Genomic DNA, 14,862 nt, shown 5'->3' with positions numbered 1-14,862 from the left:
CACGAAAGAATGCTTCCGCTTTCGGCGGGAGCTTTTTTCAGTTGGCTGCAAAGGTTCACGTTGTTGCCATAAAGGATATCGCCGGTGTTTGGCGAACAGGGAATGGAATAGGGGAGAGTCATCAAAGGAGTGGTCCAGATGAAGTTCACAGAGGAAACGGCGGGCCGGATCGTCGCCATGCAGAAGCACTGTTACCAAACCGGCAAAACGAAGCCGGCGGAATTCCGAAAAGAGAGACTGACCGCGCTTTACGAGGCGATCCGGGAACGCGAGCAAGAAATACTGGCAGCGTTGCGGGCCGACTTGGGGAAAAGCGGTTTTGAAGCATACACGACAGAAGTCGGGTTCGTGTTGTCGAGCATCCGGGAGACCGTTTCCAAGCTGGACGGATGGATGGAACCTGAAGCGAGGAAGACACCCGTGTTTCTCCAGCCGGGTAAAAGTTTCGTCGTCCGGGAGCCATGGGGTACTGCGCTCATCATCGGCCCGTTCAATTATCCGTTCCAGCTGGTGATCGAACCGCTGGCCGCCGCCATCGCGGGAGGCAATACGGCGGTGCTCAAGCCTTCGGAATCAACACCGCACACCGCTGCCGTCATCCGGGAGCTCGTCCGGAACACATTCGAGGCGGCGCACGTCACGGTTGTGGAAGGCGGCAAAGAAGAAACATCCGCGCTGCTGTCGGCACCGTTTGACTTCATGTTCTTCACGGGCAGCGCGAAAGTGGGGCGGATCGTCATGAGGGCGGCCGCGGACCACCTCGTTCCGGTCATCCTCGAACTCGGCGGGAAAAGTCCGGCGATCGTCGACCAGACGGCGGATCTGAGGCTTGCGGCAGAGCGCATCGCGTGGGGCAAGTTCACGAACACCGGGCAGACGTGCGTCGCGCCGGACTATGTGCTTGTACATCATTCGGTGAAGCGCCGGTTCCTGGATGAACTTGCCGGTGCCATCCGGCGGTTCTACGGTGAAGATGCGAGAAAAAGTCCGGATTACGGGCGGATCGTGGATGACCGCCAGTTTGACCGGCTGCGCAGGATGCTGGATGACGCCCGGAGCCGGATCATACTCGGCGGGGGAATGAACCGCGACGAGCTGTTCATCGAGCCGACCGTCCTCGACAGCCCGCCTGCGGACAGCCCCGTCATGGAGGAAGAAATCTTCGGACCGGTTTTGCCGGTGTACGGTTATTCAAGTCTGATCGCGGCCGTCCGTGAAATCCGGAAACAACCGAAGCCCCTTGCGGCGTATCTGTTCTCGGAAAATGAACAGGCGGCCGAATTCTTCCTGTCGGAGCTGCCGTTTGGCGGCGGTTGCATCAATGACACGATGTCCCATGTCGGGAACATCCATCTTCCGTTCGGCGGAGCGGGGCCGTCAGGCATCGGCAGCTATCACGGCCGGGAAGGGTTCGAGGCGTTCACTCATGCGAAAGCGGTCCTGAAACGGGGCACAACATTCCCGGTGAAGCTTGCCTTCCCGCCATACGGCAACCGGCTGCGGCTGGTCCGGCGGTTCATGAAGTGACGGCAGCCGCGGAGCGGACGGGAAATTCCCGAGGCGCCTCCCGGAAACCGGTGCACTTCGTGACGCCCGCCCGGCAAAGGCGTATAATGAAAGATGGATTTTTTAACGATCTGGGAGGACAACCACTCTATGGCGATACCATTTGAACTTGAACATTCAATCGATCTTCTGGAACAGCTCGTCAACACGCCGAGCCCGTCCGGCTATACGGCAGAGGTCATGCAAAAAGTGGCCGGCATCCTTGAAGAAGCGGGGCTGGAAACCCGGAAAACGAATAAAGGCGCCGTCATCGCGACGATCAAAGGACAGGACGATGACCGCCAGCGGCTCATCACGGCGCACGTTGACACGCTCGGAGCAATCGTCAAGGAAGTGAAGCCGTCGGGCCGGCTGAAGCTTGATAAAATCGGCGGCTTCAATTGGAATGCGGCGGAAGGCGAATACTGCACCGTCCATACGGCGGACGGGCGCAAAATCCGCGGAACCATCCTCATGCACCAGACGACGGTCCATGTGTACCGGGATGCGGGCACGGCGGAGCGGAGCAGCGACAACATCGAAGTGCGTCTCGACGAAAAAGTGTTCAGTGCGGAAGACACCCGGAAGCTCGGCATCGAAGTCGGAGATTTTGTTTCATTTGATCCCCGGTTTGAACGCTCGGACAGCGGATTCGTCAAATCCCGCCATCTGGACGATAAAGCGAGCACCGCGCTGCTGCTGGAACTGGCGGCCTCGATCCGCAAATCCGGCGAGGAACTGCCGCATACGGTCCATTTTTATATTTCCAACAACGAGGAAATCGGATTTGGCGGCAATGCGTCGGTTCCGGAGAAAACGGTGGAATACATCGCATTCGACATGGGGGCAATCGGCGATGGTCAGTCGTCCGATGAATACACGGTCTCGATTTGCGTGAAGGATTCCAGCGGTCCATATCATTATGGTCTGACCCGCCACCTAGCGGAACTGTGCAAAAAAGACGGCATCCCGCACAAGCTGGACATTTATCCGTACTACGGTTCGGATGCGTCCGCGGCGATCCGGGCAGGCTATGATGTAAAGCATGCGCTCTTTGGGCCGGGGATCGAATCGTCCCACGCGCTCGAGCGCACACATACTGAATCGCTTGAGGCGGCCGCACGGCTTCTCCGCGCATATGTCATGTCGCCGCTGGTGGAGGAATGATCTGATGGAAACGAAATTATTGCTTGAACAGTTGCCCGTGAAAACAGTGACCGGCACGGTTCCGGACGAAGTGACGGATCTTGCGGTTGATTCCCGCGCGGTCCAGCCGGGCGGCGCGTTCATCTGCATCAACGGATATACCGTGGACGGCCACGACTACGCGGAAAAGGCGCTTGCGGCGGGTGCCCGGCTGATCATTGCCGAGCGGCCGGTCCAGTTTGACCCGGACCGCGCGGCGCTTGTTCTCGTCGACGATACGGCGCGTGCCGAAGGGCTTCTTGCCGCGGCGTTCTACGGACATCCTTCGCGCTCGATCCGGCTCATCGGCGTCACCGGCACGAACGGCAAGACGAGCGTGACCGGCATCATCCACGGCATCCTGCGTTCATGCGGGCGGAAGTCGGCCGCGTCTGGAACGATCGGCTTCGATCTGGACGGGACGCTGTATGAATCGGCGAACACAACGACCGACGCCGTCACGACCCAGCAGATGATCCGCCGGGCCGTCCTGGAAGACTGCGACACGATGACGATGGAAGTCTCTTCGCACGGGCTCGTGGAAGGCCGACTTGCCGGCACCGAGTTCGACATTGCGGTCTTTACGAACTTGACGCATGATCATCTGGACTTCCACGGAACGATGGAACATTACGGCTATGCGAAGGGACTGCTGTTTTCCCAGCTCGGGCAGGACACGACCCGCACGAAAGCGGCCGTTCTCAACATTGACGATCCATGGTCGGAGCGGTACCGCCGGATGACGCCGTTTCCTGTGTACAGCTACGGCCTTGCGGAAAATGCGATGTTCCGCGGAACGGATATCCGCCTGGGGGCCGAGTTGACTTCGTTCATCATGGAAACACCCGAAGGGCCGCAGGACGTGACGATGAACCTGCTCGGCAAGTTCAATGTGCACAATGCTTTGGCGGCGACCGCGGCGCTCTACGCGTCCGGCTTGCCGCTTGGCGAGATCCTCGACGGCCTCCGGTCGCTTCCGCCGGTCAAGGGCCGGATGGAGAAGGTGAAGGCGGATCTGCCTGTCACGATGTACGTGGATTACGCGCATACGCCGGATGCCATCGAAAAGGCGATCGACTCGGTCCTGCCTTACAAAACGAACAAGCTCATCTTCCTGATCGGAACCGGCGGCAACCGCGACCGGTCGAAGCGGCCGATCATGGCGGAAAAGGCATCCGTCGCGGACTACGTTGTCCTGACGACGGACGATCCGCGGGACGAGCCATATGATTCGATCACCTCCGAGCTGGCGGCCGGCATGAAGCATGACGGTTTCGCCTGCATCGGAGACCGGGAAGAAGCGGTCCGCCACGCCGTTTCAGTAGCCGGGGAAGGCGACATCATCATTTTCGCCGGCAAAGGGCATGAGGACTTCCAGATCATCGGAAATAAAAAGTTTCCGCACAGCGACGCGGCCATCGCCATTGATGAAGCGGAGCGCAAATTCGGACGCAAAGCAGGCGTCCGGGACTGACCCGGCGGCCGGAAAGGAACTTCCTTTCCGGCCTTCCGCGTGAAAAAGCTTGAATTCCCGCTGTGCGGTCTCTATGATGAGAAAAGCTGAAAACATGAGGAGAAATGGAAATATGGATCAACCACTCAAGAACGAAATCGCTTCGCGCCGGACATTTGCAATCATCTCGCACCCGGATGCCGGCAAAACGACGATGACGGAAAAACTGCTTTTATTCGGAGGCGCCATCCGGGATGCCGGCACTGTCAAAGGGAAGAAATCCGGAAAATTTGCAACATCCGACTGGATGGAGATCGAGAAGCAGCGCGGCATTTCCGTGACGAGCTCCGTGCTCCAGTTCGACTACGACGGCAAGCGGGTCAACATACTTGATACACCGGGCCACGAAGACTTCAGTGAAGACACGTACCGGACGCTCATGGCCGTCGACTCGGCCGTCATGATGGTCGACTCCGCGAAAGGGATCGAGCCGCAGACGATCAAGCTGTTCAAAGTCTGCCGCATGCGGGGGATTCCGATCTTCACGTTCATGAACAAAATGGACCGGATGGGGAAAGAGCCGCTCGAACTGATGGAAGAACTCGAAGAAGTGCTCGGCATCGAATCGTATGCGATGAACTGGCCGATCGGCATGGGCAAAGAGTTCATGGGCATCTATGACCGTCATAACCGCCGGGTGGAACTGGCCCGCGGGGAAGGAGACGGCCGGTTCCTCGAGGTCGGCGAAGACGGCGATCTCACCGAACCGAATCCAATTCAGGACTCGTCCTACTTCCGCCAGGCGGTGGATGACGTCCAACTGCTGGATGAGGCGGGGAATTCCTTTGATGTGGACCGGGTGAAAAACGGTGAACTGACGCCGGTCTTCTTCGGATCCGCACTGACGAACTTCGGCGTCCAGACGTTCCTGGAAACGTATTTGAAGTTTGCGCCGGCACCGCAGCCGCGGACAACGTCGGACGGCGGGGAAGTGAACCCGTACGACGACGAGTTCACCGGCTTCATCTTCAAGATCCAGGCGAACATGAACCCGGCCCACCGCGACCGCATCGCATTCGTCCGGATCGTCTCGGGTGAATTCGATCGCGGCATGCAGGTGACGGTCCCGCGGATTCCGAAGACATTCAAGGTGAGCCAGTCCACCCAGTTTCTCGCCGATGACCGGGAAACCGTCAACATGGCCGTCGCCGGCGACATCATCGGCCTGTATGACACGGGGAACTACCAGATCGGCGACACGATCACAGGCGGCAAGGGACGGTTTTCGTTTGAGGCGCTGCCGCAGTTCACACCGGAACTGTTCGTCAAAGTCACTCCGAAGAACGTCATGAAATCGAAACACTTCCACAAGGGCATCCTCCAGCTTGTCCAGGAAGGCGCCATCCAATACTACAAGACGCTTCATACAGAGGAAGTCATCCTCGGGGCGGTCGGACAGCTGCAGTTTGAGGTGTTCGAGCACCGCATGAAGAACGAGTACAATTCCGAAGTGAACATGGAGCACATCGGCTCGAAAGTCGCCCGCTGGATCGAAAATGAAGGCGACGTGAAAGAATCTATGACCGGCCCGCGCAGCATGCTCGTCAAGGACCGCTACGAACGGCTCGTGTTCCTGTTCGAGAACGACTTCGCCCTCCGCTGGTTCCAGGACAAAAATCCGGACATCCAGCTGTACAGCCTGCTTTAATCAAACCCAATCGACCCGGACAGCCCACTGGCTGCCCGGATTTTTTGGTGATCGGGCCGCGAGCCTTCTCCGATTGAGTCTGAAACTGGACACGATCGCCCATGAATCCACTCATCCCGTCAACGCGCTCACTCACGGGATCTATGATTCCACTCGTCGCGTCAACGCGCTCACTCACGGGGCCTATGATTCCACTCGACCTGGGGGCTCCATGAATCCACCCAATCTCGGCAACGCGCTCACCCACGAGAGCATCGTATTGTGTAAACGCCATCAGTCGAAGACATCCGCTCGCTTACCGCGGGCGTTTCCTCAGCCTCCTCGAGCTGCGCTCTGCGGGGTCTTCAGCTAACGCTTATCCAGCAGGTGTCTCGCAGATTTCTTCTCCTTCTCAGTAGGAATTCCACGATAATTGGACACTATCTCTTCTTTTCAGGAGCGAGTCGTACGGATCCACTTTTCCGGGGGGCGAGTCGTACGGATTCGTCCCTGAACCGTACGGATCCGTCCTTGAGTCGTACGGATTCCGCCTTGAGTCGTACGGGTCCACTCTCCCGGGGGCGAGTCGTACGGATGTACCCTTCGTCCCCGAGTCGTTCCTCTTCCACCCTGAACCGTACGCATTCCTCTTTCCCTGCCGGTCATCCACCTTATTAGAGGCCATGCGAACGGTTGTCCAGGGCACCGTTCGTCCTTCATTTCGCCTCATTCTCGCCTGTTTCTGCAGATTCGGCCAGTTTATTCCCCGCCGGCGTTGAAGGATGGCTGCCGGATTCGGTATGATGGAGGTATGTATGTGGAAGTGGGGTCAGTCCTATGAAAATCAGTGAATTCTCCATCAGGCGGCCGGTCTTCACAATCGTGACGATGTTGCTCGTCCTGATTCTCGGCGTCGTGTCGTTTCTGAAGATTCCGCTCACGCTTATCCCTGAGCTGAATCCGCCGGTTGCGGTGGTTGTGACGAATTATTCCGGCGCGGGGCCGGAGGAAGTGAGCGAAAAAGTCACGAAGCCGCTGGAAAACAATCTTTCCACGCTGCCGGGGCTGAAGAAGATCCAGTCGATGTCCCAGGAAGGGGCCAATCTCCTGTTCCTGGAGTTTGACTGGTCGACGGAGATTGATGATGTGCAGATGGACGTCCTGCAGAGGATCGACCAGACGCCGCTTCCGGATGATGCCGGAAAGCCGCAGTTCCTGAAGTTCGACCCTTCACAGTTTCCGGTCATCCAGCTGTCGCTGAGGGCTGAAGAAGGAACCGGGGATATCCGCGACATTGCGGACCGCCTGGAGACCGAGCTTCGGAGGACAGAGGGCGTGGCGAGCGTCACGGTCTCTGCGAAGCTGGTGGAGGACGTCGCGGTGGAGCTGGATCCTGCCAAGTTGGAAGAGCGCGGCCTTTCCCAGTCGGACGTCGTCCAGGCGCTGCGGGCGAACAATATTTCACTGCCCGGCGAACCGGTCAATACGGAAGAAGGGCAGCGGCTCACGACGCGTGTCATGAGCACGCTCGTGTCCATGGACGAAATCAGGGACCTCGTCCTCACCGTCAATCCGGTGGACGGCAAGGAAGTGAAAATCGGGGACGTCGCCGAAGTAGAAGCGGCCCAAGATGAAGAAATGACCACCCGCACGGACGACGAACCGTCGGTCATCATGTCGGTGCTCCAGGAATCGGGCGCCAATACGGCGGACGTCTCGAAATCATTCAAGGAGTCGCTTGACAAGCTGCTGAAAAAGAAAGACTTCAGCGGCGTCCAGGCGGACATCCTGTTTGACCAGGGAGATTACATCGCACTGGCCATCGGCAACATCGGACAGTCCCTTATCCTCGGCGGAATTTTCGCGATGATCGTCCTGTTCCTCTTCCTGAAGACGGTGAAGAGCCCGGCGATCATCGGTGTGGCGATTCCATATTCGGTTATCGTCACATTCGTCCTTATGTATTTTGCCGATTTTGCGCTGAATATCCTGACGCTCGGTGCGCTTGCGCTCGGGATCGGGATGCTCGTGGACAACGCGATCGTCGTCATCGAAAACATCGAACGTCACCTGGCGCTCGGCAAGCGGCCGAGACAGGCAGCGCTGGACGGCACGAAAGAGGTCGGGGGCGCCATCACCGCGTCGACTCTGACCACGATCGCCGTATTCGTCCCGGTCATCTTCATTTCCGGGCTGATCGGCCGGATTTTCACGGAGTTCGCCCTGACGATTTCGTTCAGCTTGCTGGCATCGCTTGCGGTCGCTTTGACCGTCATCCCGATGATGGCGTCCCGGATGCTGGAGCGGCCGAAGCGCAATCTCGAGGCCCGGCGCCGGCGGTCGAAAACCTATAAGAATTTCGAACGTTCGATCAACTGGTCGCTCAGCCACAGGCCCGCAGTGCTCGGCATGACCTTGTTCCTGCTCGTTGCGGGCTCTCTCGGACTCTGGCGGGTCGGAACGGAATTCCTGCCGGCGACGGATGAAGGGTTCGTCAGCATTGCGGTCAATCTGCCGGACGGGGCCTCCCTGGATGCAACCGACCGGGTGATCCGCAAAATCGAGGACCGGCTGCGCGATGAAAAAGACGTGGATGTGTATGTAAGCCTGACGGGCGGAACCCAGCAGGGACTTGCACAGGGGTCCGGCGAGGCGGACAGGGGTGAGCTGTACGTTAAGCTAAAACCGCTGAATGAACGGTCCAGATCGGTATTTGAATTTGTCGACGACGTCCAGCCGGAAGTGAAGAAGGACATCGGGGACGAGGCCGAAGTGACGTTCAATTTACAAACGGCGGCGGGCTCTTCGCCGAACACGCTGACGTTCACGCTGTCCGATCCGGACGGTGCCCGGCTGGAGAATGAGTCGGACAAGCTGATGAAACGGCTGCCGCGCGTCGACGGCTTCACCGAGGTGTCCAATGACCTCGTGGAGGCGGTCGAAGAAATCCGCATCGTCGTGGACCGGGAAGCCGCATCGGCGAATGGCATGGCACCTGCCCAGATCGCCGATACTGTCAACAACATGACACGGGGTGTGCCGGCCACGCAAATCGTGGAGGACGGAGATGTCCGGACGGTCCATGTGGTGCTCGGAGGCGAGGCGGGCAACAGTCTGGATGGCCTAAAGGAGATGAAGCTGAGAACACCTTCGGGCACATTCGTCCGCCTGGCGGACCTGGCAGACGTCACCGTCGAGGAAGGCCCGGCCGCAATCAGAAGGGTGGACCAGGCGGATGCAATCCGGTTCACCGTCCACCATGAGTCCGGTCTCACGCTCGGGGAAGCCACGAAGAAAGTGAAGGAAGAAATCGAAAAAGCGCACATCTCCGATGAGACGGATCTGACATTCGGAGGGGACCGCGAACTGTTTGAGAGTGCAATCGGGGATATGACGATGGCCGTCATACTTGCCGTGGTCCTCGTATATATTGTGATGGCGGCCCAGTTCGAATCATTCAAGTATCCGCTCGTCATCATGTTCACCGTCCCGCTCATGATCATCGGAGTGGCGGTGGCGCTGTTTGCGACAAATACCCCGCTCAGTGTGTCGGCCATCATCGGAATCCTCATCCTTGTCGGGATCGTCGTCAACAACGGCATCGTGCTTGTCGACTACATCAACCAGCGAAAGGCGCAGGGCATGGCTTCATTGGAGGCGATCGTCGTCTCCGTGAAGGACCGTGCCCGGCCGATCCTCATGACTGCGCTGACGACGATTCTCGGCCTGCTGCCGCTTGCTCTTGGCATCGGCGAAGGAACCGAGATCAACCAGCCGATGGGGATTGCGGTCATCGGCGGGCTCATCAGCTCGACCGCCCTGACGTTGTTCGTTGTTCCGGTCATCTACAGTCTGTTTGATCCGGAAACGAGAAAGTTGAAAAAGGACAAGACAACCGCACGGGATCTGTGATAAAATGACGACAACGGAAAACTGAATCTGCTTTGACACTGTCAAAGGGGAGTAGCTATAGGGAAACCTATTTCATAATCGTCATTACATGGCTTTGGCCATCGGTTATGATAGGGCCGCCTCATGAAAATGGGGCGGCGCTTAGCGAGACCTTTGCCCGCTTATTCGGGCAAGGGTCTTTTTGTTTTCCGCCAACAAGGGAGGGAACCTGAAATTGGATACAATCTTGCTTGAATACGGATGGGTGCTCATCGTACTCGTCGTACTGGAAGGGCTGCTTGCGGCAGACAATGCAGTCGTCATGGCGGTCATGGTGAAGCACCTGCCGCCTGAAAAGAGAAAGAAGGCCCTGTTCTACGGGCTGCTCGGTGCATTCGTCTTCAGGTTTGCCGCGCTCTTCATGATCACAATCCTCGTGGATATCTGGCAGATCCAGGCCATCGGGGCCGCTTACCTGCTGTTCATCTCGATCAAAAACCTGTATGACATGAAAAAGCACAAAAACGGCGGGGACGGTCATGTGGAAAAACCGAAAAAACAGTCCGGCTTCTGGATGACCGTCGTCAAGGTGGAACTCGCCGACATCGCATTCGCCATCGATTCGATGCTGGCTGCCGTGGCCATCGCCGTCACGCTTCCTGAACTCGGGGACTTTCATATCGGGGGCATCAACGGCGGACAATTTTCCGTCATGTTCCTCGGAGGCGTGATCGGACTGATCATCATGCGGTTCGCCGCGACCTGGTTCGTCCGGCTGCTCGACAAATATCCGGCGCTTGAGGGCGCTGCCTTCGCCATCGTCGGGTGGGTCGGCGTGAAGCTCGTTGTCCTGACGCTCGGCCACGAGGACCTCGCCATCATTGACCCTCACTTCCCGCATTCGACGCTTTGGAAGACCATTTTCTGGTCAGTCCTCCTGCTCATCGCCGTGCTTGGTGTACTGATCGGAATCCGGAATGACAAGAAAAAAACAGCCTGATTCAAATCACAAAAAAGTAAAAACGGCAATGGACTGCCCGCCAGTTCCATTGCCGCTTTCTTTTTGAGCTGTTTTTCTTTAGAATGAAGTTTATTCTTTATCATCGGTCCATTTTGAAAGGATCTGGAATGACATGTCTTTCATCGAACGGCTCAAAGTGAATAGAATGACACCGGCGAGGGTGCTGGTCACGTATTATTTCATTGCCATTTCCGTGTCGGCCATCCTGCTGAACCTTCCGGGCGTCCATCTCCACGGCGTGAAAATCAGCTTCATGGACAGCCTGTTCACCGCGGTGAGCGCGGTCAGTGTAACCGGACTGTCGGTCATCGACATCGGATCCACCTACACGACGTTCGGACTCATCATGTTCATGATCGTTCTGCATTTCGGCGGCGTCGGCGTCATGTCGATCGGCACGTTCTTCTGGCTGATCGTCAGGCGGAGAATCGGGCTCCGGGAAAGACAGCTCATCATGGTCGACCAAAACCAGTATACGATGGCCGGCGCGGTCAAGATGATCCGGGAAATCATGCAGCTGATGATCCTGATCGAGCTGATCGGCGGAAGCATCCTGACGCTTTACTTCACGAAATTCTATGACTCGTTCGGCGATGCACTGCTCAACGGAATGTTCCATGCGGTCACATCCACGACGAACGCGGGCTTCACCATCCAGCCGGATTCACTTGCCTTCTACTTCAATGACTATTTCGTGCAGCTGATCACGATGGCACTCATCGTCCTAGGTGCGATCGGTTTCCCGGTCCTCATCGAAGTCAAGCGGTTCCTTTCAAGCAAGGAGCCCGGTTTCCGGTTCTCCCTGTTTACGAAAATCACCACATCGACATTCGGCATTCTCATGCTCGCCGGTGCCGCGGTCATCCTGCTTCTGGAATCATTCCACGGTTTCAAAGGCATGTCCTGGCACGAAGCCGCGTTCACTGCCCTGTTCCATTCGGTTTCAGCCCGTTCGGCGGGCCTGACGACGATGGACGTCACCCAGTACAGCGAAGCGACCGATATTTTCATCAGTGCGCTCATGTTCATCGGGGCTTCCCCAAGCTCTGTCGGCGGCGGGATCCGGACGACGACATTTGCGATCGCCGTGCTGTTTCTCATCAACTTCGCGAGGGGCAAAAGCGTCATCCAAGTGTTCGGCAGGGAAATCGAGCAGATCGACATTTTCCGTTCGTACGCCGTCATCCTGATCGCCATCCTCATGGTCGTGGTGGCGACCATGATCATGACCATCACGGAGAACGGCATATCCGCCACCGCGCTTCTGTTTGAAATCACTTCGGCGTTCGGGACTTGCGGCATGTCGCTCGGCATTACGGCGGATTTAAGCAATATCGGGAAAATCATCTTGATGATGCTGATGTTCGTCGGACGGGTCGGCCTCATCTCCTTCCTTTTCACGCTCGGGGGCAAACCGAGAAAACTGAATTTCCATTATCCGAAAGAGCGGGTCATCATCGGGTGAACCACGGACGGAGCAAAAGGCGGCAAGGGCTAAAGAACTGCAGGCTCTTGCTGTTTTTTTAGTGGCGGAAGACCCGGTTATGTTCCACAAAAAGGACGAGTGGACGAAACATGGTTCAAAATATCTTGAAAAAAATTTTTTATCCGCCAAAACGGCGCCATTCAAAGGAAAGCCCGATTTTGGGGGAAGACCCTGTCTTGACCTTCCGGCTGGAAAATGAGTAAATGGTCTTATATCAAGATGGGTTCAAACGTGGAACAATCATAATAATCGGATAATTCTATTTGGTGACTTGCTCTGAAGCCTATCATGTTCAACCGACCAAATTCATAAGATAGCCAAAACGGAAGAAGGGCCGGTGTACAATTTGCCTTTTAAATCAATGATGGAAACTTTCGAGTTCTTGTTTGAGGATACCGACGACGCCATAATGATGGTTCAGCAGAGCGGCCTTTGCCTCAGGGCCAACTCGGCTGCAAAACACCTGTTCAGCATTTCGCCCGGTAAACCGGTGGACAAGCTGCTGCCTGATTCTGAACACGGACTTTGGAGTCAGTTTCTGAGCTCCGTGAAACCCGGTAAAAAGGTGACCTCTCTCTTTAACCTTACACAGGGCGAGGGAGGGACGGGCACCGGCTTGGAGGCGACCGGCTCTTTTTTCCGGCAAAACAGTTCGGTCATCGTGCGGTTCAGGCCCGCTGATCGGTGCCGGGCAGGACAGCCGGATCAAACCAGCATCCGCTACTCGGGAATCTTCCGTCATGCGCTCAATTGCTTTATCTTGTTCGATCGGACAGGCCGGATCCATGATGCCAACAATCGGACGGACTTCTTTTTTGGGCAGCGCCCGGAAGACGTCATCGGCCGCACTGTGCGCGACTTTATCTGCAAAAGGTTTTCCGAAGGGGACGATGAGAAGTTCACTTTGATGATGGAGCAGGAAGGCAGAGTGGAGGCGAAACGCCGCTACGTCTCTGAAGACGGCCAGGAGCGTTATTATCATTTTTATACGGTCTTCGATGAAGACTCCGATATGTATGTCATGACCGTCCGTGATGACACGGAAAAAGTCGAACTGAAACAGCAGATGGAGCGAAATGAAAGCCTGTCTGCGCTCGGTCAGCTGGCGGCGAGCATCGCCCACGAGATGAAGAACGGGATGACTTCCATCCGGGGCTTCACGGAACTCATGAAGCTGTCGGCAGATGACACCTCCATGAGCTACCTCGACGTCATCGACAGCGAAATGGGCAGGATGGAGTCGCTCATGAAAGAGTTCCTGATGCTGTCGAAGCCGACGGGCAAGGAACAGGTCCCGTTTCCGCTGTTCCGCTCGATCTGTGAGGTTGTCACCATCATGGAGCCGCAGTGCATGCAGCGCGGAATCACCATTTACAAAGACAACCACGTGAATGCGGAAGTGACGGTGGTCGGTAATCCCCAGCGCATGAAGCAGTCGCTCATCAACCTGATCAAAAACGCAATTGAAGCGTCCGACAGCGGATCCCGGCTCATGATTTCGATCGAGAACTATGACCGAGGACATGTCTTGCTGGCTGTGACGGATGAAGGAAAAGGAATGACGGAGCTTCAGCTGAAGCAAGTGTTCATGCCGTTTTTCACGACAAAGCGGGATGGCACCGGGCTCGGATTGCCGTTCGCCCTTGAAACGGCTGAGCTGATGGGCGGACACTTGTTTATCAAGTCCATGCCGGACAAGGGATCGAGGATTGAAATGCTCCTTCCGTCGGCTGCGGCCGAGGCGCAAGAAACACCGGCCGAAGAGACAAGCAATGCGGTCTGATGCCTTCCTGTTTTGACAGCCGTGCTTTCCCCGCTCTATAATGGGATGCAGTGTACCTGTATCATAGAAAACAGGGGATGAAGAAATGGAACAGACAGGCAGCGGCCTTTCGCTGAAGCTATTCATCGTCCTTTCCAGGGCGCATAAAGTGATTTCCGAACAGGCAAACCGGCTTTTTGCAGATCATGGATTGAATCCGACAGAGTTTGCGGTGCTTGAGCTGCTCTATCATAAAGGCCGGCAGCCGATCCAGAAAATCGGCGGCAAGATTTTGCTGGCGAGCGGATCCATGACCTATGTCATCGACAAACTGGAGCGAAGAGGCTACCTGAGCAGGACGGTCTGTGACATCGACCGCCGGGTGACTTTCGTCGATATCACGGAGGAAGGCCGGCTGCTCATGGCGGAAATTTTTCCTCTTCATGAACGGAACTTGCATCAACTGATGTCCGCACTCGATGAAGACGAAAAGAAAACAGCGATCGATCTGATGAAAAAGCTCGGCCTTTCTATAAAAAACTTATCTAGCTAAACAAAAAAAGACCGGTTATCCCGGTCTCAGACTGTAGACAAAACGGACCCAAAAGAAATCTTTTGGGGTCGTTTTGTCATTTTAATGGATATTTCGCATGTTCTTGCCCATAAAACCCCTGGGGGAGGAGCGGCCGTCAGGCCGGTTTTGGTGCTTTCCATGTCCAGCAGGCCAATCTTTTTAAATTCAGCGCAGTATAAGTAAGCATCGTCTGCATGGACATTTTTGCTTCCCCGCGCAGGGTTGTCCATCGCATGCCACACTTTTCTTTGGCATCTC

10 protein-coding genes are annotated in these 14,862 nt (G+C 56.5%); 9 read left to right on the top strand and 1 reads right to left on the bottom strand.

What is annotated here, in order from left to right:
* Positions 1-138: 138 nt before the first annotated feature.
* From ACFFIY_RS08120 to ACFFIY_RS08080, 9 genes are all read left to right on the top strand, one after another.
* Positions 139-1,527, top strand: coding sequence for an aldehyde dehydrogenase (locus tag ACFFIY_RS08120; RefSeq protein WP_354197068.1), 1,389 nt, complete (start codon positions 139-141; stop codon positions 1,525-1,527).
* Positions 1,528-1,662: 135 nt separating this feature from the next.
* A complete protein-coding gene (locus ACFFIY_RS08115) occupies positions 1,663-2,712 on the top strand; it encodes a M42 family metallopeptidase (RefSeq protein WP_376837229.1) in 1,050 nt (349 codons plus the stop codon).
* 4 nt (positions 2,713-2,716) lie between these two features.
* A complete protein-coding gene (locus ACFFIY_RS08110; protein WP_354197072.1) occupies positions 2,717-4,204 on the top strand; it encodes a UDP-N-acetylmuramoyl-L-alanyl-D-glutamate--2,6-diaminopimelate ligase in 1,488 nt (495 codons plus the stop codon).
* A 112-nt stretch (positions 4,205-4,316) separates the two neighbouring features.
* Positions 4,317-5,891 carry a peptide chain release factor 3 gene (locus tag ACFFIY_RS08105; protein ID WP_354197074.1) on the top strand — a complete coding sequence of 525 codons (1,575 nt, stop codon included), beginning with the start codon at positions 4,317-4,319 and terminating at the stop codon, positions 5,889-5,891.
* An 816-nt stretch (positions 5,892-6,707) separates the two neighbouring features.
* Positions 6,708-9,782, top strand: a complete 3,075-nt coding sequence (locus ACFFIY_RS08100; protein ID WP_354197076.1) for an efflux RND transporter permease subunit — start codon at positions 6,708-6,710, stop codon at positions 9,780-9,782.
* A gap of 214 nt (positions 9,783-9,996) precedes the next feature.
* Entirely contained in the window at positions 9,997-10,761 is a 765-nt protein-coding gene (locus tag ACFFIY_RS08095) for a MeeY/MeeF family manganese export membrane protein (RefSeq protein ID WP_354197078.1), read from the top strand.
* A 133-nt stretch (positions 10,762-10,894) separates the two neighbouring features.
* The gene (locus ACFFIY_RS08090; protein ID WP_354197080.1) at positions 10,895-12,247 is read left to right on the top strand and encodes a TrkH family potassium uptake protein; all 1,353 of its coding nucleotides are present in this window, start codon (positions 10,895-10,897) and stop codon (positions 12,245-12,247) included.
* 382 nt (positions 12,248-12,629) lie between these two features.
* On the top strand, positions 12,630-14,051 hold the full coding sequence (locus ACFFIY_RS08085; RefSeq protein WP_354197082.1) for an ATP-binding protein: 1,422 nt from the start codon (positions 12,630-12,632) through the stop codon (positions 14,049-14,051).
* 85 nt (positions 14,052-14,136) lie between these two features.
* The gene (locus ACFFIY_RS08080; RefSeq protein ID WP_354197084.1) at positions 14,137-14,583 is read left to right on the top strand and encodes a MarR family winged helix-turn-helix transcriptional regulator; all 447 of its coding nucleotides are present in this window, start codon (positions 14,137-14,139) and stop codon (positions 14,581-14,583) included.
* A 136-nt stretch (positions 14,584-14,719) separates the two neighbouring features.
* Here ACFFIY_RS08080 and ACFFIY_RS08075 read toward each other — a convergent pair.
* Positions 14,720-14,862, bottom strand: a 143-nt coding sequence (locus tag ACFFIY_RS08075; protein WP_376837228.1) for a transposase, incomplete at its 5' end; no start/stop codon positions are given.

It is taken from the genome of Bhargavaea ullalensis (assembly GCF_042432615.1).
GTDB classification, from domain to species: domain Bacteria; phylum Bacillota; class Bacilli; order Bacillales_A; family Planococcaceae; genus Bhargavaea; species Bhargavaea ullalensis.
Note: the sequence above shows the minus strand (reverse complement) of the source record. Positions and strands in the feature narration are given on the sequence as shown.

Excerpts from the sequence above, each read along its gene's own strand:
- ACFFIY_RS08100 (WP_354197076.1), top strand. The coding sequence starts at position 6,708 with ATGAAAATCAGTGAATTCTCCATCAGGCGGCCGGTCTTCACAATCGTG.
- ACFFIY_RS08110 (WP_354197072.1), top strand. The coding sequence starts at position 2,717 with ATGGAAACGAAATTATTGCTTGAACAGTTGCCCGTGAAAACAGTGACC.
- ACFFIY_RS08105 (WP_354197074.1), top strand. The coding sequence starts at position 4,317 with ATGGATCAACCACTCAAGAACGAAATCGCTTCGCGCCGGACATTTGCA.
- ACFFIY_RS08085 (WP_354197082.1), top strand. The coding sequence starts at position 12,630 with ATGATGGAAACTTTCGAGTTCTTGTTTGAGGATACCGACGACGCCATA.
- ACFFIY_RS08120 (WP_354197068.1), top strand. The coding sequence starts at position 139 with ATGAAGTTCACAGAGGAAACGGCGGGCCGGATCGTCGCCATGCAGAAG.
- ACFFIY_RS08080 (WP_354197084.1), top strand. The coding sequence starts at position 14,137 with ATGGAACAGACAGGCAGCGGCCTTTCGCTGAAGCTATTCATCGTCCTT.
- ACFFIY_RS08090 (WP_354197080.1), top strand. The coding sequence starts at position 10,895 with ATGTCTTTCATCGAACGGCTCAAAGTGAATAGAATGACACCGGCGAGG.